At 59.2% G+C, this 20011-nt stretch carries 19 protein-coding genes, 1 tRNA gene and 1 pseudogene; 13 read left to right on the top strand and 8 right to left on the bottom strand.

The genetic code is table 11. From position 1 onward, the window contains the following. Positions 1–25: 25 nt before the first annotated feature. Positions 26–1330: an MFS transporter gene (locus tag F617_RS0120860; protein WP_004431639.1), complete on the bottom strand. Its 1305-nt coding sequence runs from the start codon at positions 1328–1330 to the stop codon at positions 26–28. A gap of 222 nt (positions 1331–1552) precedes the next feature. Between F617_RS0120860 and F617_RS0120865 the strand changes: the two genes are divergently transcribed. The 5 genes from F617_RS0120865 to F617_RS0120890 all read left to right on the top strand — a co-directional run bounded on the left by F617_RS0120865 (position 1553) and on the right by F617_RS0120890 (position 7005). After that, the gene (locus F617_RS0120865) at positions 1553–2668 is read left to right on the top strand and encodes an RHE_PE00001 family protein (RefSeq protein WP_019566567.1); all 1116 of its coding nucleotides are present in this window, start codon (positions 1553–1555) and stop codon (positions 2666–2668) included. Positions 2669–2925: 257 nt separating this feature from the next. Continuing rightward, a complete protein-coding gene (locus F617_RS0120870) occupies positions 2926–3156 on the top strand; it encodes a helix-turn-helix domain-containing protein (protein WP_004431634.1) in 231 nt (76 codons plus the stop codon). A gap of 224 nt (positions 3157–3380) precedes the next feature. Then, positions 3381–4631 (top strand): adenylate/guanylate cyclase domain-containing protein, encoded by a 1251-nt coding sequence (locus F617_RS0120875; protein ID WP_019566568.1) that lies wholly within the window; start codon positions 3381–3383, stop codon positions 4629–4631. Positions 4632–4863: 232 nt separating this feature from the next. Further along, positions 4864–5856, top strand: a complete 993-nt coding sequence (gene iolG / locus F617_RS0120885) for an inositol 2-dehydrogenase (RefSeq protein WP_004431628.1) — start codon at positions 4864–4866, stop codon at positions 5854–5856. Between the two features lie 264 nt (positions 5857–6120). Then, positions 6121–7005 (top strand): DMT family transporter, encoded by an 885-nt coding sequence (locus F617_RS0120890; RefSeq protein ID WP_004431626.1) that lies wholly within the window; start codon positions 6121–6123, stop codon positions 7003–7005. Between the two features lie 23 nt (positions 7006–7028). Here F617_RS0120890 and F617_RS0120895 read toward each other — a convergent pair whose 3' ends face one another. Beyond that, complete coding sequence (locus tag F617_RS0120895; RefSeq protein WP_004431625.1) at positions 7029–8084, bottom strand: ornithine cyclodeaminase; 1056 nt, start codon at positions 8082–8084, stop codon at positions 7029–7031. Between the two features lie 13 nt (positions 8085–8097). Further along, positions 8098–9018 carry an arginase gene (gene rocF / locus F617_RS0120900; RefSeq protein ID WP_026330984.1) on the bottom strand — a complete coding sequence of 307 codons (921 nt, stop codon included), beginning with the start codon at positions 9016–9018 and terminating at the stop codon, positions 8098–8100. Between the two features lie 132 nt (positions 9019–9150). On the opposite strand from rocF, the gene F617_RS0120905 reads away from it, so the two are divergent. Then, the gene (locus tag F617_RS0120905; protein ID WP_004431612.1) at positions 9151–9588 is read left to right on the top strand and encodes an Lrp/AsnC family transcriptional regulator; all 438 of its coding nucleotides are present in this window, start codon (positions 9151–9153) and stop codon (positions 9586–9588) included. Between the two features lie 123 nt (positions 9589–9711). Next, a tRNA-Gln gene (locus F617_RS0120910) sits at positions 9712–9785 on the top strand. Positions 9786–9907: 122 nt separating this feature from the next. On the opposite strand, the gene F617_RS28915 is transcribed toward F617_RS0120910, so the two are convergent. The 5 genes and pseudogenes from F617_RS28915 to bioB all read right to left on the bottom strand — a co-directional run bounded on the left by F617_RS28915 (position 9908) and on the right by bioB (position 15001). Then, positions 9908–10894 (bottom strand): beta-ketoacyl-ACP synthase III, encoded by a 987-nt coding sequence (locus F617_RS28915; protein WP_026330989.1) that lies wholly within the window; start codon positions 10892–10894, stop codon positions 9908–9910. 27 nt (positions 10895–10921) lie between these two features. Further along, positions 10922–12211, bottom strand: a pseudogene (locus F617_RS28920) (adenosylmethionine--8-amino-7-oxononanoate transaminase); the annotation flags it as partial. Beyond that, complete coding sequence (gene bioD / locus F617_RS0120925) at positions 12208–12846, bottom strand: dethiobiotin synthase (protein WP_013762020.1); 639 nt, start codon at positions 12844–12846, stop codon at positions 12208–12210. The gene bioD and the pseudogene F617_RS28920, both read right to left, overlap by 4 nt. After that, on the bottom strand, positions 12843–13985 hold the full coding sequence (locus F617_RS0120930; protein WP_019566573.1) for an 8-amino-7-oxononanoate synthase: 1143 nt from the start codon (positions 13983–13985) through the stop codon (positions 12843–12845). Before F617_RS0120930 ends, bioD begins: the two co-directional genes overlap by 4 nt. Continuing rightward, positions 13982–15001, bottom strand: a complete 1020-nt coding sequence (gene bioB / locus F617_RS0120935) for a biotin synthase BioB (protein ID WP_019566574.1) — start codon at positions 14999–15001, stop codon at positions 13982–13984. The genes F617_RS0120930 and bioB overlap by 4 nt, the downstream gene beginning before the upstream one ends. A 223-nt stretch (positions 15002–15224) precedes the next feature. Here bioB and F617_RS0120945 point away from each other — a divergent pair, with 223 nt between their 5' ends. The 6 genes from F617_RS0120945 to F617_RS0120970 all read left to right on the top strand — a co-directional run bounded on the left by F617_RS0120945 (position 15225) and on the right by F617_RS0120970 (position 20003). Then, entirely contained in the window at positions 15225–15671 is a 447-nt protein-coding gene (locus F617_RS0120945) for an acetyltransferase (RefSeq protein ID WP_019566576.1), read from the top strand. Positions 15672–15776: 105 nt separating this feature from the next. Next, entirely contained in the window at positions 15777–16676 is a 900-nt protein-coding gene (locus F617_RS0120950; RefSeq protein ID WP_019566577.1) for an AraC family transcriptional regulator, read from the top strand. A gap of 123 nt (positions 16677–16799) precedes the next feature. Then, positions 16800–17723: a hypothetical protein gene (locus F617_RS0120955; protein ID WP_019566578.1), complete on the top strand. Its 924-nt coding sequence runs from the start codon at positions 16800–16802 to the stop codon at positions 17721–17723. Between the two features lie 88 nt (positions 17724–17811). Next, positions 17812–18225 (top strand): hypothetical protein, encoded by a 414-nt coding sequence (locus F617_RS0120960; RefSeq protein ID WP_026330985.1) that lies wholly within the window; start codon positions 17812–17814, stop codon positions 18223–18225. An 87-nt stretch (positions 18226–18312) separates the two neighbouring features. Next, positions 18313–18543, top strand: coding sequence for a hypothetical protein (locus F617_RS0120965; RefSeq protein WP_019566580.1), 231 nt, complete (start codon positions 18313–18315; stop codon positions 18541–18543). Then, positions 18540–20003, top strand: a complete 1464-nt coding sequence (locus F617_RS0120970) for a TolC family protein (RefSeq protein ID WP_019566581.1) — start codon at positions 18540–18542, stop codon at positions 20001–20003. The genes F617_RS0120965 and F617_RS0120970 overlap by 4 nt, the downstream gene beginning before the upstream one ends. Positions 20004–20011 lie beyond the last annotated feature (8 nt).

A 20011-nucleotide genomic window follows, 5' to 3' on the forward strand; every position in this document is an offset into this window, starting at 1 on the left:
CTTTCGCTGGTATAATTGTGGCCGCTCAATCCTCGTGAATATGGCTGTGGTCGCGCGTATCGCGCATCTTCACATAAACCACCAGCGACAGCGCAATCATGATCGTAACGTACCAGAAGAACCAGTTTTCGTGGCCGATCTGCTTGAACTTCAAGGCTACGAATTCTGCCGTTCCCCCGAAAATCGTGTTCGCCAGCGCGTAGGGCAGAGCCACACCGAGCGCCCGGATGTGGGCGGGGAACATTTCCGCCTTCACCACCGCATTGATGGAAGTGTAGCCGGTGACGATCAACAGGCCGACCAGAACGAGAGCGAAAGCCATGATCGGGTCGGTTGTCGTCGCCAGCGTCGTGAAGATGAGATAGGTGAACAGCGTTCCAAGAATGCCGAAGCCGACCATCAGCGGCTTGCGACCCACCTTGTCCGACAGCGCACCGGCAATCGGCTGGCACAGCATGAAGACGAAGAGGGCTGCCGTGGTGATTTCGGTCGCGCTTTCCTTGCTGAAGCCGGAGGTATTGACGAGGAATTTCTGCAGATAGGTCGTGTAGGCGTAAAAGGCGAGCGTGCCGCCTGATGTCAGCGCCATGACCATCATCGCTTCCCGCGGATAGTGCTTGAACAGCGCCCATCCGCTCGATTTCGGCTTGTCCGCGTTGCCCGCCTTGGCATTTTCAAAGGACTGCGTCTCGGCAAGGCCGCGACGGATGTAAAACACCGCAATTGCAAGAACGCCACCGATGAAGAAGGGAATGCGCCAGCCCCAAGCGCCGAGCTGCTCGGGTGTCAGAACCCGCTGCAGAACCAGCAACACCGCCAGCGCCAGAAGCTGGCCGGAAATCAGCGTCACATACTGGAAACTGGAGAAAAAGCCGCGACGGTTCTTGCCGGCCATTTCGCTGAGATAGGTCGCGCTGGCGCCATATTCACCGCCGACACTGATGCCCTGCAGCAGGCGGGCAAACACCAGAATGGCAGGCGCTGCAATGCCGATTGTCTCATGGCCGGGTGTAATCGCGATCAACAGCGAGCCGAGGCACATCAAGGTAACGGACAAGGTCAGGCCGGCCTTGCGGCCCTTGCGGTCGGCATAGGTTCCCATGAACCACGCACCGATGGGCCGCATCAGAAATCCGACGGCAAAAACGGCGGCCGCGCTCAGCAATTCGGCGGTCTGGTTTCCGGAAGGGAAAAACACCGGCGCGAAATAAAGGGTGAAGGCCGAATAAACGTACCAGTCGTACCATTCGACGAGGTTGCCCGCCGATCCGCCGATAATGGATTTCAAACGGGTTTTCTGATCCGGTGCCGTAGCGGGACCATTTGCCATAATATTCACGGTAAACTCCAATTCATCTCGCCTGGAGGTGGAAGGGCGAACGGAAGGTGTGATAATTTGTCGCTCTCGGAGGGGGTATATACCCGCCATATTGCAATGCGCAAGTTTACGCCGCATCGCAGCATGGCAATGGCAGCGTCTACTCGCCATCTTCCGCGCCGGACCATTCTAATACGCCTTGTCACCCGGCCGTGCTCAAACTAAAAAATATCAATGATTTACGATACATCGGACATCCATATCGAAAAGCTTCTCATCCCCGCCGCGCGCGCGGGTGAAGCGCTGGCACGACTGGACGAGAGGATAAGCCGGTCGCCGATGAAACACGGCTTCATCGAAAGGCAGGACTTTACCGACGCGATTTCCTCCATGTGGGTGGATGGCGAACTTGTCCATATGGAAGATCTGGTCCTGCATGACGCCCATATGGATGTGCGGGCGCCAACCCATGAAATGACGGCGGCGCACCGGATCGTCCGCTCAAGGCGGCTGATTTTTTCAAACGCGCCAGGCTGGGCCTTCACTGCACCAGGCCTTTCCCGTCTGCGCGGAAGAATGGGAATTGCCGCCGACGCGACGGCATTTACCCCGGAAACGGTGGATCATTCCGGCAACGAAGAGTCTGATGCAGACGGCGAGACACCGCTGGACGGGGCCTTTTCCGAGCTGGACGCACTTCTGGCGCGAAGCGCCGCGACCTTGGACGCGATCACCGCCGGCACCACACTTGCGCCGGTGACACATCGGGAAGAGGCCCATCCGATGATCAACGATCCCGACTGGGACGAGGAGGAAAGGCTGAAGGAATGGCGGCAGGTCCTTGGCCAGACGGAGGAGCTGCCCCCAATCCTGCGCACCGCGATCCTGCTGGATGCCTGGAATATGATCGAGGTTCTGCAACGCAGCCCCTGGCTCGGCAGGCTCATGGCCGCCGCTTTTCTGCGCGACGGGGCTGTCTCTCCCGACCACCTGCCGGCGCTCAGCGCTGGGCTTCGTGCCGTCCCGCGCGAGCGCCGGCACGCCAGAAACCAGACGCAACGCCTAGTCGCCCTTCTCGACAGCTTTTACGAGGCGGCGCTGGCCAGCATGAAGGAACATGACAGGCTGACCCACGCCAGAGAACGCATGATGCGCAAGCTGGCCGGCCGACGCTCGTCTTCGCGTCTTCCAGACCTGGTGGAGCTTGTCGTCTCCCGGCCGGTGGTTTCGGCGGCCATGATCGTCAGGGAACTCGGCACCACGCCGCAGGGCGCGATAGGGCTCGCCAATCAACTGGAGTTGAGGGAGGTTACGGGCCGCGGCCGCTTCCGTGCCTGGGGCATGCTGTAGCACAAGCCGCCAGTCTTCATCCGCCTAAACCCCGGAAAAATAGTATTTTTCTCAACCCCTTGTTCCTACGATGAATCCCGCGGGAATCCTGCGATCACGAATCTTAACAAAATTTAACTATTGCGTAGGTGAATGAAGCGGCTATGTTCTCGCTGCGTTGCAACACGATTTTTCTCCGGTAACGCGGTCGCATTCGGCTCCGGCAACCTTTCTTTGCCATCCGCATTAAAGTGTCCACCATGAGGGAGATGCAAAAAATGACAATTTCAGTCTCACAACTCGATTCCGATCAGGAAACAGATGCTCCTTTCGCCCGAAAAGTCCTGATGGCGCGCAATCTCGCCGGATATACGGTCGATCAGCTTGCCATCACCTGCGGCCTGACAGCCAATGAAATCCGCGCCCTGGAAGACGGCTCAGACAGCGATCCTCTGCGCATCAGGCGCGTTGCCGCCGCCCTGCATATTCCAGTCGAAACCGTTATCTGATCGTTCACAACGATCCGAACCAAATCTCAGCGCCGCCGGGGACGATGTTCACGCAACATCCGGGCGGCGCGCGTGACGGTTTGAACGCTACAAGTCTCTCCGGAACATTTTCCGCTCCGCTCTCTTAACATTTCCGTTATCCGGCACCACATGATGTCCGCACGGGACATGTTCGCCATGTGGCCCGCCTGCGCGAGAGCACCAATAATTTCCGGAATCCTGCCATGACACTCAGCCTTAACACCGAAGAACGGGTTTCTTCAGCATTGGATGAATTGTGGCCAACGGAGAAAACGGAAATTCTCGACTGGCTCGTCACCGGCACGAAGGACGAGCGCTTTATCGATGAGATATTCTTCGAGCTGTGTAGCAGGTTGCGCGAAAGTGGAATTTCCATAGCGCGGGGCGCACTTGCCTTCCGCATTCGTCATCCGCAATGGCTTGGCGCGCGCATCCTGTGGAAGGCCGGCATATCGTCGGCCGAGATCACCACCTATGGCTATGGGGCGGAGAGCTCGCCCGAATATCTGAACAGTCCCATCAACGACATCCATCAGGGCGCAACCGAAATCCGCCACCGGCTGACCGGAGACGAGATCGAGTCATCCGCTTATCCGATCTATGAGGAATTGCGCGCCGACGGGCTGACGGATTACTTCGCCTGGCCGATCGAACATACGTTCGGCAAGCGCCATGTCGCCACTTTTTCCAGCGATCGGCCCGGTGGCTTTTTGGAAGCGGAAGTCCTTGCGTTGAAAAACCTGCTACCGGCGCTCGCGCTGGTCAGCGAAATTCGCCTGAAAAACCGCATGACGCGCACCCTGCTGGAGACCTATGTCGGGCCGCATGCGGGCGAAAAAATCCTCAATGGTGCAACGACGCGCGGCAGCGGCATAACGGTCGGCGCGGCGATCCTGATCTGCGACCTGCGCAACTTCACCCATATTTCCGACCTCTGGCCGCGCGATGATGTGATCGAATTGCTGAACGGTTATTTCGACGCGATGTGCGATCCGATCGAGGAATTCGGTGGTGAAATCCTGAAATTCATGGGCGATGGGCTGCTGGCGATTTTCCCGCTCAGCGATCCACAGGCTTGTGAAAACCTGCTGAAAGCCATTGCCAGCGCACAGAAAAGTCTCGTTGCCCTCAACGACATCAATTGCCAGAAAGGCCATGACCCTCTGGGTTACGGCATCGGCGTCCATGTCGGCGATGTCATGTATGGCAATATCGGCTCGAAAACCCGCCTCGATTTTACCGTCATCGGTCCGGCCGTGAACATCGCATCACGGCTTGAAACCCTGACCAAGGAAACCGGCCGCAACGTCCTGTTTTCCGAAGAATTTGTTCGTATGGCCGGACACGAGGACAAGCTGGACAATCTCGGCCCATGGCTTCTGCGCGGCCTTGAAACCCCGGTCGAGGTTTATGCGCTTCCCCAACAGGAGGTCGTCGCACCCCCTGTCAACTGATTGCCGGTCAGGATTTTGTTCCCGTTTCAACGCTTTCTCAACGCAGCGCTCACCCGTCCTGCGCAACCTCCCGAAGAGATCATTTCGGCTGCCCTGCCCGTCGTCAAAACGCTTGACACGCCTCCGATGTCGATCTAGCAAAATAGAACATATATTCCATATCGAAACATTGTTTGCGTTCATATTCTGTCTTTCCGGGAGTGGAAGACGGGTGTGAGGAACCGGAGGAAAGATGGTTACGAAATTGGCACTGCTCGGCGCTGGACGGATCGGCAAGGTCCACGCCAAGGCGATCACCACCGACAGCCGTGCGAAGCTGGTGGCCGTTGTGGACGCCGTTGCCGGTGCTGCGGAAGCAATCGCCCGCGAAGCGCAGTGCAAGGTCAGCACAATCGACGAGGTTCTGGCTGACAAGACGATCGACGCCGTCATCATCTGCACGCCGACCAACACCCATGCCGATCTGATCGAGCGTTTCGCCCGTGCCGGCAAGGCCATCTTCTGCGAAAAACCCGTCGATCTGGATGTGGCCCGTGCGGAAGCTTGCGCCAAGGTGGTTGAGGAAACCGGTGCAAAGGTGATGCTCGGTTTCAACCGGCGTTTCGATCCGCATTTCCAGGCCGTGCACAAGGCAATCGAGGATGGCCGCATCGGCAAGGTCGAAATGGTGACCATCACCAGCCGCGATCCCGGCCCGCCGCCAGCCGAATATATCAAGGTTTCCGGCGGCATTTTCCGTGACATGACTATTCATGATTTCGACATGGCGCGGTTCCTGCTCGGCGAGGAAGTGGAAAGCGTATTCGCCACCGGTTCCGTTCTCGTCAATCCGGAGATCGGTGCACTCGGCGATTTCGATAGCGCCAGCATCATTCTGACGACGAAAAGCGGCAGGCAAGCCAGCATTTCGAATTCGCGACGCGCGACCTATGGGTATGACCAGCGTATCGAAGTGCATGGTTCGCTCGGTTCGGCTGCGGCCGAGAACCAGCGGCCGGTCTCCATCGAGATCGCCAATGCTGAGGGCTACACCCGCCCGCCGCTGCATGATTTCTTCATGACGCGTTATACGGCGGCCTACGCGGCGGAAATTACCGCTTTCATCGATTGCATCGAAAACAATGTGGCTCCTTCACCCTCCATCAAGGATGGGCTGATCGCATTGAAACTGGCCGACGCTGCGCTGAAATCCGTCACCTCGAAGGCGGCCGTGACGATCGGCTGATCGACGCAGAAATCACTCCGTAACCGACATCCTGTCCGCGGTGCGTTAACGCATGGCGGACAGGAAAAAAGCTATTCGCAAAGCTTTCGCCAGCATCGGCGCCACCCGTGAACTTGACCGGGCAGAGGCAGTCTTCGGACTTGCATGGCAGCTATTCGGAAAATAAGGTTGTCTGACAAGATACGGCCAGACCATATGGCTGCTATTCACCTTATTCACGCCGAATCCTCTTTTTGCCGGCAACAGCCGGACAGTGGTTTATTTATGCCATCACCCAAGACCGGTTATCTTTATGCGCTCATAGCATTCACGATCTTTGCAGCGCAGGATGGCATATCCAAACATCTTGGCGGTTCTTATCCGCCCGTCTTCGTCGCAATGCTTCGATACTGGGCCTTCGCCGTCTTCGTTTTGTTGATGGCTGCAAGGTCCTCTGGCGGCATTCGGGGCGCTGTCATGGCAAACCGTCCGTGGCTGCAGATCAGCCGCGGCGTCCTTCTTGCCGTGCAGATTGTTTTTTCCATTTTCTCGTTCGCCGTTGTCGGGCTGGCGCACAGCCACTCCATCCTCGCTTCGGCGCCGCTGATCGTCGCCGCACTGTCCGTGCCGTTGCTTGGCGAACATGTGGGCTGGCGGCGCTGGTGCGCCATTTTTGTCGGCTTCATCGGCGTTCTCGTCATTCTGAAACCTGATGGCGAAGGGTTCGACAACCGCCTGCTGATCACTTTCATCGCCGCCTTCATGCTTGCGCTCTACAGCGTCCTGACCCGCCTTGGCAGCAAGAGCGATTCAGCGATGACGAGCTTCTTTTATACCGGCGTGGCCGGTGCGGCAGCACTGACGCTGGTGGGTCCGTTTTATTGGGTTAGCCTCGCACCCCAGGATTGGGGCTGGATGCTGGCGCTGTGCATTACCGGCATGAGCGGCCATTATTGCCTGATCAAGGCATTCGAGCTGGCGGATGCGGCCTCCGTGCAGCCGTTTTCCTATTACCAGCTCGTGCTCGTCTCCATCATCGGCGTTACCATCTATGGCGAGGTCGTGACATCCAACATGGTTCTGGGTGCTGCAATCGTGATCGCCGCCGGTCTCTTTACCATCTGGCGGGAACATGCCGTTGCCCGCAGGGAACGCAGGCGGGCTGACTGACGTCATTCCCGTTGAACGTCCTCTCAGGCGAGAGTCGCCTCGCAACGCAGCAGCATTCCAAACAGGTCGCGCGGCTCATCCGGATCGGCCAGCAGATCCAGTTCCGTATAAAGCCCGGTGGCGGCCAGTTTCGAGCGCACATAACGCAGCGCCGAAAAATCCTCGGTCGCGAAACCGACGCTGTCGAACAGCGTGATCTGCCTGTCGTTTACCCGCCCGTGCTTTTCACCCGATATGACCTGCCATAGCTCAGTGACGGGGTAGTCTTCGGGCAATTGCTGGATTTCACCTTCGATGCGCGTCTGCGGTGGGTATTCGACAAAAATGTCCGACCGCAGCAGAATGTCCCGGTGCAGTTCCGTCTTGCCGGGACAATCGCCGCCGACGGCATTGATGTGAATGCCGGGACCAACCATGTTGTCGGTCAGGATTGTCGCATATTGCTTGTCAGCCGTGACGGTGGTGATGATATCTGCACCCTCCACTGCGCTCTGCGCACTATCGCAAATTTCGATGGTAAAGCCCTGCCCGGCAAGATTGCGGGCGCATTTTTCACTGGCGGTCCGGTCGATATCGAAAAGCCGCACCGTGTCGATGCCGAGAATGGCCTTGAAGGCCCGCGCCTGGAACTCGCTCTGTGCGCCATTGCCGATGATGGCCATCGAGCGGGCATTTTTGCGGGCAAGGTGTTTTGCAGCGACAGCCGAAGTAGCAGCGGTGCGCAGCGCCGTGAGAATGGTCATTTCGGTCAATAGCAGCGGATAGCCGTTGCCGACATCGGAAAGCACCCCAAAGGCGGTCACCGTCTGGCGGCCCTCCTTCATGTTTTTCGGATGGCCGTTCACATATTTGAAGCCATACAACGTTCCATCACTGGTCGGCATCAGCTCGATGACGCCCTCTTGGGAATGCGATGCGATGCGTGGCGTCTTGTCGAAACTTTCCCAGCGGCGGAAATCCTCTTCCACCACGTCGGCCAGCTCGCGCAGAAACGTATCGATCCCCACGCGCAGCACGAGTTTCATCATATGGTCGACGCTGACGAAAGGTACGATATTAAGGTTCGGTATAATCGTCATTGCATCATCCCCCTCAGCCGGCCCGTGTCGGGCGGTCCATAACCCGCTTGCCCATCAGGCTGGCAGCCAGATCGACCATCAGCGTCGCCGTCCTGCCGCGCTCATCGAGAAACGGGTTAAGCTCCACGAGATCAAGACTGCACACAAGCCCGCTATCATGCAGCATCTCCATCACCAGATGCGCCTCACGGAACGTCGCCCCACCCGGAACCGTGGTGCCGACCGCAGGCGCGATCGACGGTTCGAGGAAATCGACATCGAGACTGACATGCAACAGGCCGTTTGCCGCCTGCACCCGCGCAAGGAACGCGCGCAGCAGAACCGCGACACCATGTTCGTCTATCGAGCGCATGTCGTGAACGGTGATGCCGCTGTCTTCCAGTGCGGCTCTCTCGGCTGGATCGACGCTGCGGATGCCGATCATGCCGATATTTTCCTCAGGAACTGCGTGGGAGAGCGGCGGAAAGTAACCCGAAAATCCGTCGCGACCACTGAAATAGGCGACCGGCGTGCCATGCAGGTTGCCGCTGCGCGTCGTTTCAAGCGTGTGGTAATCGGTATGGGCATCGAGCCAGAGCACGAAAAACGGCCGGCCACTCTCCGCCACCCGCCGCGCCATGCCGGCGACGGTTCCCGCGGAAATTGCGTGGTCGCCGCCAAGAAAGATCGGAACGGCAGCAGCACTTTCTCGATAGGCGGCCTCCGTCAGCGCCTCGGTCCAGGCCACCGTCTCAGCGAGATGATGCACCGCCGGATTGGGGTGGTTAAACTCCCTCAGCGGCGCCGGCGTCACATTGCCGGTATCCACCACCCGATGGCCCAGATCTTCGAGCGCCCGCGTGAGACCGGCGATGCGATACGCACTCGGCCCCATCTCACACCCCAATTGCCCGGCTCCGATTTGCAACGGCGCACCGATCAGCCTGATATCCATTTGAGCCCTCGCTTTTATCAACCGATAACCTCACTAAACCACACAGACATGGCGGAATGAACATCAAATATTGGCAATATTATCGAAATAGGCTATCGATTTGGTCAAATCTATTTATCAGAATGGCTACCAATGGATGATCTCGACGAACGGCTCGTGACCCTTTTGAGGCATAACGGCAGACGCAGCATTTCCGATCTGGCGATCGAGACGGAAACCTCGCGCGCAACGGTACGCTCACGCATCGAAAAAATGGAAAATGACGGCACTATCATCGGTTACACCGTCATCCTGCGTGCCGATGCGGTGGAGGCGGCGATCCGCGGCATCATGATGATCGAGATTGAAGGCCATGTGACGGACCGCGTCATCCGCACGCTCGGCGGTTTCCCGGAAATATCCGAAATTCACAGCACGAACGGTCGCTGGGACCTGATCGTAGAACTTAACGCCGCCACTCTCAGCGATTTCGACGCGGTGCTCCGCCGTATCCGCCTTGTCCCTGGCATTACCGGTAGCGAGACCAGCCTTCTGCTCTCCACCCCACGCTCCACCCGTGCGCGGCTCTGACGCAGGAGACAGACGCAAAAGAGCGACGAAAACGCATTTTTCGATTTTTTCGACTTGCGCCCCGCAAGAAATCATCTATATGACGACCCACCAAAGCGAACGCGGTAACCCGCTTCGGGCTTTTGGGGAATAGTTCAATGGTAGAACGACGGACTCTGACTCCGTTAATCTTGGTTCGAGTCCAGGTTCCCCAGCCAAATTTCTCCAAACAAAATCAAACTGTTTCGAGCACTTGAGCTGCATCACCGCGCTCTGCCTATATCTGCCAACGTTGTACGCGCGGCTCGATCCGACTCAGACATTTCCGTATCCAGCTGGCCTAGCCTCGATACACCACCGCCCCCCCAGTCATCCCCGCCCCTGCCGCCGTCAATAACAGCGTTTCACCCTCCGTGATGGGCCGCTCAGCATTGGAAACGGAAAGCGAAAGCGGAATAGTGGCGGCAGAAGAGTTGCCGAAGGTTTCGACTGTACGTACCGTCTTTTGCCGGTCGATGCCGATATTGCCGCAGACGGCATCGAACATGCGGGCATTGGCCTGATGCGGCACGAACCGCTGGATATCGGTGGCCGTCATTTCTGCGCGTTGCAGAGCGCGCTGTGAGGTCTGCGTCATTGTTGCGACGGCACGGGAAAAGACCTCGCGGCCGTCCCGCATCGTCATCAGGGTATCTTCAGCCTCTGTATCATTGGAAAAAGGCTGGCTGCTGCCGCCCGCCGCGATCTGGATCAGGTCGTAACCGCTCCCATCCGAAACGAGATCGGCAGACAAAAGGCCGCGCTGCGCATCCCGGCAGGGGACAAGCACGACGGCGCCGGCAGCATCGGCGAACAGAACCGCAGTTGCCCTTTCCGCCGGATTGATACGACGGCTCAAGATATTGGCGGCAACAACCAGCACCGCGCGGCCGTGGGTGCGGACAAAACCATCCGCAAGAGTGAGCGCATAGAGAAAACCGGAACAGGCCCCGGCAAGATCGATCGCCCCGGATTGTGTGAGGCCCAACCGGTGCGCAAGCAGCGGGGCCGAAGGCGGCAAAAGATGGTCTGGCGTGGACGTCGCAAGCAATGTCAGTGCGATATCCTCGGCGCCAATTCTCGCGTTTTCCAGTGCCATGCGGCCGGCTTTTTCGGCAAGGCCGCTCAGCGTCTCGCCCTCTTGCGCCCAATAACGTGTGCGGATCCCCGTCCGACGCTCTATCCAGCCAGCCTCCAGCCCAAGACGCGTCTCAATCTCGGCGTTGCGGACACATCGCGCTGGCACGGCATGCCCGAAGCCAGCCATGCGGGAAGAACGGGTCTGCATTGTCCAGGCCTTTCGGAGACGGTTTTTGATCGCGGCCGCGCCGGGTTCTCCCGGAGCGGCTTCAGTCACGATCGAGGCCACTTCGTCCATGGCGTCAAAGGCGCGGGTGAGGTCTTGCGCCGTCGAACAATAGGGCGGCATCAGATAGAGCACATTGCCGAGCGGGCGGATGATGAGCCCGCGCTCGCGGAACAATTGCCGCATGCGTGGCCCCGCCTCCGCGAGATAACCGCCGGAGGGCACGACGAGGTCAAGCGCTGCGATGGTTCCAATCTGGCGTATGCTGGTGAAGCGCCTGTCATCCGCAAATCGCCCGAGATTGTCGCGCAGCACTTCTTGCAGTTGGCCGATGCGCTGTACCACTGGCTCATCGCGCCAAACCTGCAGATTGGCGACAGCGGCAGCGCAGGCAATCGGATTGGCGGTATAGGAACTCGAATGGAAAAAGGTCTTGCGGCGATCGGTCGAGAAGTGTGCGTCGAAGATTTCGCCACTGCACAAGGTCGCTGCCAACGGCAGGGAGCCGCCGGTCAGCCCCTTGGAGGTGCACAGAATATCCGGGGAAACTCCCGCCTGCTCGCAGGCGAACATGGTTCCTGTCCGGCCCCAGCCCGTCATCACCTCGTCGGCGATGACAAGGCAACCGTAGCGTTCGGCAATTTGTTTCAGTCCGGCGAGAACGTCCGCGCGGTAAATCTTCATGCCACCGGCACCTAGAGCAAGCGGCTCGATCAGCAAGGCGGCGACTCGGCCCGAACGACAAAAGCTTTCGAACATGTCGAGCGTCTCCTGCTCACAATCCGCTTCCGGAAAAGCAAGTCGGTCGACGCCGAATAGCAGTGGTTCATACGCAGCATTGAACACGCCGCGTTCGCCCGTCGACATGGCGCCGATCGTATCACCGTGGTAGCCGTGCTCCATGACCACGATGCGATCTCGCTTTTCACCGCAATTGTGAAAATAACCGAGCGCCATTTTCAGCGCCACTTCCACCGAGGTCGAACCGCTATCGGAATAAAACACATGTTCCAAGCCGGCAGGCGCGAGTTCGATCAGCCCTTTGGCCAGCGTTTCGGCCGGCTCGTGCGAAAACTCGGCGAAAATGATCTGGTCGAAGGTCTCGGTCGCTGCGCGGATGGCGGACATGATTGCCGGGTGCCGGTGGCCGTGAGTGATGACCCACCAGGATGAAATTGCATCGAACAACCGCTGGCCATCCTCATCGACCAGATAGGCGCCCTCCGCCGAGACGATGCGTTTCATCGGCGGTTCCAGCTCGTGCTGGGTAAAAGGATGCCAGACGCGGGAACGACTCATGCCGGCACCTCCAGGAAATCAGCGAGATCGAATTGTTGAGCGAATGCATGGTGCAGCGCCTCGGCAGTCATCTCCGGTATGCGAGGCAAGCGGCCAAGCGAGCGAACTCGGCCGATATCGGCGATAATGCGCTGATTTTCCCGGTTCTCATCACCGATGAAGACCACGCCGTGCACCGGAATGGCTCTCAGCCGCAGCGCCTCGAGCGACAGCAGCGTGTGGTTGATGGTGCCGAGTGAGGTTCTGGCGCACAGGATCAGCGGAATTCGCCAGCGGGCGAAAATATCGACAAACAGCAATGTGTCGGTCAGCGGCACCAGCAGACCGCCCGCCCCTTCGATCACCAGCGGCCCATCCGTTTCCGGCGGCAGCAAAAGCTCGGGCTCGATCGTGACATTGTCGAAGCGGGCCGAAAGATGCGGTGAGGCCGGCATTTTCAGGCGATAGGCCTCCGGCAGGATGCGCGCGCGCGGCACGCCACCCATCCGCTCCACCACCTCGCTGTCTGTCTCTTCCTCGAGCCCGGATTGCACCGGCTTCCAGTAATGGGCTTGCAATGCGTGAGTAAGCGCCGCAGAAAAAACCGTCTTACCGATACCCGTATCGGTGCCCGAGACGATGAAACGAAGGCTCATCGTTCCTCCTCCATGGCGAGGGCGAGCAGCCCGACCATATCGGCGATCTGGCTTTCCTCGACATTGAGCGTAATGGATATGCGCAGGCGTGCCGTGCCTTCCGGCACCGTTGGCGGGCGGATAGCGCGCACGTCGAAGCCGCCGTCTCGCATACGCGTGGCGATCTTCAGTGCACGCGCATTGTCACCAATCATCACCGGCAATATCTGCGAGCCGCCGGGCGTCACGGCCAGCTGAGATCGTAATTGTTCGCTGGCCAAATTTATCAGTTCTTCCAGACGGATGCGCCGCCAGGGCTCGTCGGCGACGATCCGCAAGGCCTCCCGCACAGCCGCCGCCATCAGCGGTGACGGCGCGGTCGAATAGATGAAACCGCGGGCGCGGTTGGTGAGGTAATCAGCAAGAACCGCAGGCAGACTGATAAGCGCGCCGGAAAGGCCAAGCGCCTTGCCGCAGGTGTGCAGCGCCACGACATTACCCCGACCTTCCAGTTCAGCGGCCAGGCCGCGCCCGCCCGGCCCGAACACGCCGGTGGCATGCGCCTCATCGACGACGAGAAAGCCGCCATGTCGCCCGGCGAGGTCGGCAAGGGCAGCAACCGGCGCCCGGTCACCATCCATGGAATAGAGGCTCTCCACCGCGATCCACGGGCGACCTTTGCCGCCCGCCTGCCGCCATCGGTTTATTTCCCGTTCGAATGCCTCAACCTGATTATGCGGCACAGCGACCGCCTTCGCCTTGCCGGCGGCAATGCCGTCATGCACGCTGGCATGGATCAGCGCATCGTAGAGAACGAGGTCGTCCCGTAGCGGCAGTGCGGAAAAAAGTGCGACATTGGCGGCAAATCCGCTACCGAAATAGATCGCCCTCTCAGCGCCGAAAAATACCGCCGCCTCCGTTTCAAGCGCCTCATGTTCGGGATGGTTGCCACGAAGCAGCCGCGAACCACCTGCACCCACAGGCACGCCCCTCTCGATTGCGTCAGTGATCGCCGCCTTCAGCCGGGGTGCATCGGCAAGCCCGAGATAGTCGTTGGAGGTGAAGTCGATACCCTGCCGGGGCGTTAGCGCCCGCAGGCGCGACTTGCGGTGCAGACCGGCAAGCTTCAGCTCATAGGCGGAGAGCGCCGACGAATTCACCGGGTCTCTCCCGCTTCCGCCGTTTGCAACGCCATCGGCTTCAGGCCCAGCCGCCGGAACAGCGCCGTATCGTGATCTTCCCCCGGATTATCCGCCGTCAGCAGCGTCTCGCCGACGAAGATGGAATTCGCCCCGGCCAGAAAACAGAGCGCCTGCGTCTCATCACTCATTTCGGTACGTCCGGCGGAAAGCCTCACATGCGAACGGGGCATGAGGATGCGCGCAAGCGCAATGGTGCGGACGAAGTCGATCGGATCAACCGGAGCGGCTTTGGCAAGCTTCGAGCCGGGGATCGGGATCAGCATGTTGATCGGCACGCTTTCCGGCGGAACCGGCAGATTGGCAAGGGTTACCAGCATGGAAATACGGTCCTCGACCGTTTCTCCCATGCCGAGAATGCCGCCGGCGCAGACCTTCATGCCGGCATCACGAACATTGGCGAGCGTTTCCAGCCGATCCTCGAAGGTGCGGGTGGTAATGATCTCCGAATAGAACCGCTCCGACGTATCGACATTGTGATTGTAGTAATCTAGCCCGGCGTGAGCGAGACGTTCGGATTGTTCCGGCGTCAGCATGCCGAGTGTCATGCAGGTTTCCATGCCGAGCGCCTTGACGCCTTCGACCATGGCCACCACCGCCTCCATGTCGCGCTCCTTAGGGTTGCGCCACGCCGCCCCCATGCAATAGCGCGTCGCCCCGCCCTCTTTCGCCTTGCGCGCCTCTGCCAGCACTCGCTCCACCTCCATGAGTTTGGAAGCCTTCAGACCTGTTGGATTGCGGGCGGACTGGCTGCAATAACCACAATCCTCCGGGCAGCCGCCGGTCTTGATCGATAAAAGCCGGCTCATCTGGATGGCGTTGGCATCGAAATGGCGACGATGCACCTGCTGTGCCCGGAACAGGAGGTCATTAAATGGTAAATTATAGATAATTTTTGCTTCTTCGAGTGAAGGATCCGCTTTGATTGAGGGAATCTGCGCCTGATTTTGTTCAATTTCCGTGATAATCTGATTCATCCGGCGATCTTCCCTTCAAATAAATAGATAGAACTTATTTTTATCTATTTTTTTATCGGACCCTTTTGCAAGGACTTTTTTCGAGAAAAACGTCAGGCAACGGAGATCGAAGAAATATGCGAGATAAGACTGCGGCGTTTGGCTGCGGGGATTTAGCGAATGGGAAAACGCCTTGCGGAAAAGACCGATGGCGCAAAAACGCCGCAATTGCTAAGGGTGAGACATGATCACACTTCGTCCCGCTAACGCTCGCGACACGGCCCGCATCCTTGAAATATGGCGTAAGGCTGTAGACGCTACCCATGATTTTCTTCACAGAGCGGATCGCGCCGCAATCGAGGAAGAAGTGACGGCTTTTCTTCCCGAGGCCGCTTTGACGCTCGCCGTCGATGCGTCGGATAAGCCTCTCGGGTTCATGTTTCTGCATGAAGGGCACATGGAAGCGCTTTTCATCGATCCGGATTATCACGGCAGAGGAATCGGCAAGACGCTCGTGCACGCAGCGCTTGCCGCACACCCCGCGCTGACAACCGATGTCAACGAACAGAATACGCAGGCCATGGGCTTTTATCGCCGGCTCGGTTTCAAGCCGACGGGACGCTCCGACCTCGACGGGCAGGGACGGCCCTATCCGCTCGTCCATCTTGGGTTTCGCGCAACCGAACAATAAGCCGCGGGGACATGGCTCATCTGGGGGGAGCAAGCCACGAACACCATCATCCGTTTCGCAACCGAGGATTTTCAGCCCGAGCACCGCTTCGACCAATGGCGCGAAGTGCGCGGCAAAAGCCTGTTTGGCGTAACGATCGAGCTTGCGCCGGATCGCCGCCAGACCTTCAGCGGGTCGTTTCAGGCGCGCTCTGTTGCAGGTGCCGTCGTAAGCGAAATGCGCGCTTCCTCATACCGGGTCAACCGCACGGAAGCCGATATTGCCCGCATTGCCGGCGACAGCCTCTGCATTGGCTTGCAGGTAAGGGGTTCGGGGTTGCTGCATGCCGGTCGAGACAGGATCCATGCCGTTAGCGGTGGTGATTTCACCATCAACTATTCGGACTTGCCCTATGACGCGATACCGGGCGGTGAGGCGGATTTTCACTACAAGATGCTCAAGATCCCTGTCGACGACGAAGTCATGCTTGGCCGACCGGCCGATGACCTGTTCGCCACGCGTTACGCCGACAAGACCGCCTTCTCCCGGCCGTTCCGGGCGCTCTTCAACGCGCTGAACGCCGAACACAGCAGGCTCATCGATCCCGTGCGCGATGTGACGCATATCGCTCGATTAGCCATGACGGCGCGTGGACGACTTTCGCCTGCAATGCCGGAAGTGCGCGCCGCACTCCGCACCGGGCTTTGTTATGCGGCCCAGGACATCATGATGCGCAAAAAGTCCTGGCAGAACCTCACGCCTGCCGCAGTGGCAAAGGAACTGGGCATTTCGCTTCGGCAACTGCACGTCGTTTTCGAAGGCGCGGAGCTGTCTTTTTCCCGCACGCTCGCCTCCATGCGGATCGAGGAAGCGCGACGCCTGCTGCTGGAATCTCCCGCCCTGCAAATCACGCAGGTCGCGTATGGCTGCGGCTTCGACAGTCTTCCAACCTTTTACCGGGTGTTCAGCAGCACCTATGGCATGACGCCCGGCGAAGCCCGCGCCACGGGCATGCCGACGGCCTAAAAGTGTCACCTCTGCGCGCAATGAGAAGACGCCTCATCCCGACCCCTGTAAGGCCGATGGATCATCCAATCCTCATTACACTCCGCAAGGAGGGTGGTGCCGGCAATTCGAGGAGCGCTGCCCATGACCAATTTTTTCGATTTCGCGATCTCCGGGTTGCCGGACGCCTCCGCCGTTGGCCGCAGGCTACCACCCAGCGAAATCGACCGGTTGCTTCAAACGGGTGCTTTCGCGGCAGCACTACGGCTGCTGGCGGGAAGTTGCATCACCCTCTACGAAGGTTCGCCCGACATGACCGCGCTTTTCGCCACGCGCCAGAGCCGGCTTCTTTGCCACGCGCTGTTGGCGCTCTATTTTCAAAAGCGCAAGACCGGAACGGACGAACCCGCCCTGACGCGGGAAGATTTCGGCCAACTCGCGCTCCAACACGGCATTGCCAGCCATGATGTCGCCTATGCCTTCTTCAAAGAGGCGCTGAAACGCGGCCTGACAAGACCGGCGCACCAAGCCGGCGAAAAGCCGGCCGATGGCGTGGTGCCTTCACCGTCCACCCTGGCGATGCTTGCCCAATGGTACGACGTGCATTTTCAGGCGCTGGACCTCATCGATGAGGGGTTCAGAGCCTCTCGGTTTATCGAGCGATCCGAAACCATGCTCGCACACATCCATCCGCGCGTGGCGCAGGCGCTGCTGTCCAATCCGGAAGTGCGCTGCCCGGGCCCGCTTTCCATCATCTTCAACTGGTTCGACGCGGGCGGGCTGCTGATGGACCGCCTGATCGCCGGGATCGACTGGGAAAAGCCGACAGAACAGGGCAGACACCTGACGGATGTGAAAACACCATCGCAACTGGCGGCATCGCTCTCCCTTTCCCGAATCCATGTCAGGCGCAAGCTTGACGCGGCCGAACTGATCGGCGGCATCGGCTGGAGCGGACGGAAGGGGCGTTCCGCTCTCTGGATCTCCCAGGGCTTTTACGAGGAATATGCCCGCATGCAGGCGCGTAAACTCCTCATTCTCGACGATGCCTTTATGGAGACAGTGTGAGGTTTAAGAACCGGCAGACGTGCTATTTATTGATGGTTATGAGCGATATCCATTGACAAACTTCAGGACTGCGGCTCTTCTACAGGGCATGCGTGGGATGTTGCGAACATCGAAATTGACGGCACTGCTGTTTCGACTGGTGATGATATTGTCACTGGCGGGATACAGCGTTTCCACCGTCAATGCCGCAATGCATGGTCCCGATACCGCGGAAATGCAGACCACCCAATCCGCCATGATGATGGATCACGGCGCGATGATGGACCATGGCGGTTCGGCCATGATGTCCAGCGACCACCATAATATGGATACGGCAGACCACGACAGCGGCGTCAAAAAGCCCGTGAAGCAGGAATGCTGCAACGATTTCTGTCTCGGCATGGCGGTGCTGATTGCGCATGACGCCCTTGGCGGACCAGTCGTCAATTCCATCCGTTCCTTCCTTGACGACAGCAAGACCGTGGGCCAGATCCCGCTGCTTCACCGTCCACCGAATATCTGAACAGGCAAAGCCCGCCTCTCGGGCAATGATCGTGCGTGAACGGCTTTAGCGCCGTCGCGCCGTTGCATCTCCTGTTCGGAAATTACCATGAACCCTATCTACATCGTGGTTGCAGCGCCCCTTTTGCTGGGCGGCTGCACAGCCACATCCTCGATGAACGAGGCCGCCTCGTATGAAGACGCGACAAACCCGTCGCTCGGCGTCACCCCTCTGCGTTATAAGACACCGGTCACAGGTTACTCGCACCGTGCTCCGGTGGACCCGAAGCCCTGGCGAAACCAGAACGATGCGCAGGCTCCGAAAGGAGACGCATCATGACGCTACGCGTGATCAAACTCACGGCCGTCCTTTCCGTCCCGCTCGTTCTTGGCGGCTGCGTCACGGCCGCCGACTACACCTCGAAGAACGCAGGCTTCACCACCGTTTCGGCCAGGGCGACCGAGGCGACGGGAAAGCAGACTGTCTGGATACAGAACCGGGCTGAGGCGCAGGCAACCGCAACCCGCGTCAAATCGCTGATGTCAGCGAAAACAATCGATGTCGAGACGGCGGTTCAGGTCGCGCTCCTCAACAACAAGGGCCTTCAGGCGGCCTATGCCGATCTGGGTGAATCGGCCGCAACCGCCTGGCAATCGACCATGCTGGTCAATCCGAGGGTCGGCATCGGATTGACGGGGATCGGCACTCCGGGGCTCCGGGCCTACAAGGCGATCGAGGGTGTGATCGTCACCAATATTCTGGCACTGGCCACGCTCAAACAGAATGTCGAGATTGCCGATACCGGCTTCCGAAAGGCGCAGCTCGCAGCCGCGCTGAAGACGTTGCAATTGGCGGCAGATACCCGCCGCGCCTGGATCACGGCGGTTGCTGCCTGGGAAAATGTCGGCCAGCTGGCGCAGGCCCAGACAGCCGCGGATGCCGCTTCGGAACTTGCGAGGAAGCTTGGCGAAGCAGGCTCGCTGAACAAGGAAGGCCAGGCTCGCGAGCAGGTCTTCTATGCCGAACTGACCGGCCAGATCGCCAAGGCGCGGCTTGAAGCCCGGCTTGCGAAGGAGGAACTGACAAGGCTGATGGGCCTGTGGGGCGCGGACATAGACTACTCCATCCCCAACCGCCTGCCCCAGCTTCCAAAGGATCTGGCCAAACGTGAGATGATCGAGGCCGAGGCGCTGCAGCGCCGGGTGGATTTGCAGATGGCGAAGCTCGATCTGGAATCGACCGCCCGGTCGTTCAAACTCACAGAAGCTACCCGATACGTCACCGATCTAGAACTTCGTTCCGGCTTCGAGACCGAACGCGAACTTGAAGACGGCGAAAAACACAAACAGACGACCGGCAATGCCGAGCTGGAATTCATCATTCCGATCTTCGATTCCGGTCGGGCAAGAATGCGGGAATCCGAACTCGCCTATATGCGCGCAGCAAACCTGCTGGCCGAAAAAGCGGTCAATATCCGCTCCGAAGCCCGCTCCGCCTATCAGGCCTATCGCTCGAACTACGACATCGCCCGGCACTATCGCAACAGCGTGGTGCCGCTGCGGACCAAGATCGAGGAGGAGTCGCTGCTGACCTATAACGGCATGCTCACCAACACCTTCGAACTGCTCGCCGACAGCCGCGAAAAGGTCAATTCGAACCTGCTCGCCATCAATGCCAAACGTGACTTCTGGCTCGCGGAAGCCGGCCTTGCGCCCGCCATCTACGGCGGTGGCGCGGGTACGGCAGGCGCGGAGACCGAAGTTGCCGCCACTGGTGGCGGCAGCGGTGGCGGACACTGAGAAAGGAA

This window comes from Agrobacterium sp. 10MFCol1.1 (genome assembly GCF_000381165.1).
GTDB lineage: Bacteria > Pseudomonadota > Alphaproteobacteria > Rhizobiales > Rhizobiaceae > Agrobacterium > Agrobacterium tumefaciens.

What these genes read in the sequence shown, in the direction of transcription:
- F617_RS0120955 (WP_019566578.1), top strand. Translation starts at nt 16,800, where the DNA reads ATGACCAATTTTTTCGATTTCGCGATCTCCGGGTTGCCGGACGCCTCC.
- F617_RS0120965 (WP_019566580.1), top strand. Translation starts at nt 18,313, where the DNA reads ATGAACCCTATCTACATCGTGGTTGCAGCGCCCCTTTTGCTGGGCGGC.
- bioB (WP_019566574.1), bottom strand. Translation starts at nt 15,001, where the DNA reads ATGAATCAGATTATCACGGAAATTGAACAAAATCAGGCGCAGATTCCC.
- F617_RS28915 (WP_026330989.1), bottom strand. Translation starts at nt 10,894, where the DNA reads ATGCAGACCCGTTCTTCCCGCATGGCTGGCTTCGGGCATGCCGTGCCA.
- F617_RS0120895 (WP_004431625.1), bottom strand. Translation starts at nt 8,084, where the DNA reads ATGACGATTATACCGAACCTTAATATCGTACCTTTCGTCAGCGTCGAC.
- F617_RS0120870 (WP_004431634.1), top strand. Translation starts at nt 2,926, where the DNA reads ATGACAATTTCAGTCTCACAACTCGATTCCGATCAGGAAACAGATGCT.
- F617_RS0120905 (WP_004431612.1), top strand. Translation starts at nt 9,151, where the DNA reads ATGGATGATCTCGACGAACGGCTCGTGACCCTTTTGAGGCATAACGGC.
- F617_RS0120945 (WP_019566576.1), top strand. Translation starts at nt 15,225, where the DNA reads ATGATCACACTTCGTCCCGCTAACGCTCGCGACACGGCCCGCATCCTT.
- F617_RS0120890 (WP_004431626.1), top strand. Translation starts at nt 6,121, where the DNA reads ATGCCATCACCCAAGACCGGTTATCTTTATGCGCTCATAGCATTCACG.
- F617_RS0120970 (WP_019566581.1), top strand. Translation starts at nt 18,540, where the DNA reads ATGACGCTACGCGTGATCAAACTCACGGCCGTCCTTTCCGTCCCGCTC.
- iolG (WP_004431628.1), top strand. Translation starts at nt 4,864, where the DNA reads ATGGTTACGAAATTGGCACTGCTCGGCGCTGGACGGATCGGCAAGGTC.
- F617_RS0120960 (WP_026330985.1), top strand. Translation starts at nt 17,812, where the DNA reads ATGCGTGGGATGTTGCGAACATCGAAATTGACGGCACTGCTGTTTCGA.
- F617_RS0120865 (WP_019566567.1), top strand. Translation starts at nt 1,553, where the DNA reads ATGATTTACGATACATCGGACATCCATATCGAAAAGCTTCTCATCCCC.
- bioD (WP_013762020.1), bottom strand. Translation starts at nt 12,846, where the DNA reads ATGAGCCTTCGTTTCATCGTCTCGGGCACCGATACGGGTATCGGTAAG.
- rocF (WP_026330984.1), bottom strand. Translation starts at nt 9,018, where the DNA reads ATGGATATCAGGCTGATCGGTGCGCCGTTGCAAATCGGAGCCGGGCAA.
- F617_RS0120875 (WP_019566568.1), top strand. Translation starts at nt 3,381, where the DNA reads ATGACACTCAGCCTTAACACCGAAGAACGGGTTTCTTCAGCATTGGAT.
- F617_RS0120860 (WP_004431639.1), bottom strand. Translation starts at nt 1,330, where the DNA reads ATGGCAAATGGTCCCGCTACGGCACCGGATCAGAAAACCCGTTTGAAA.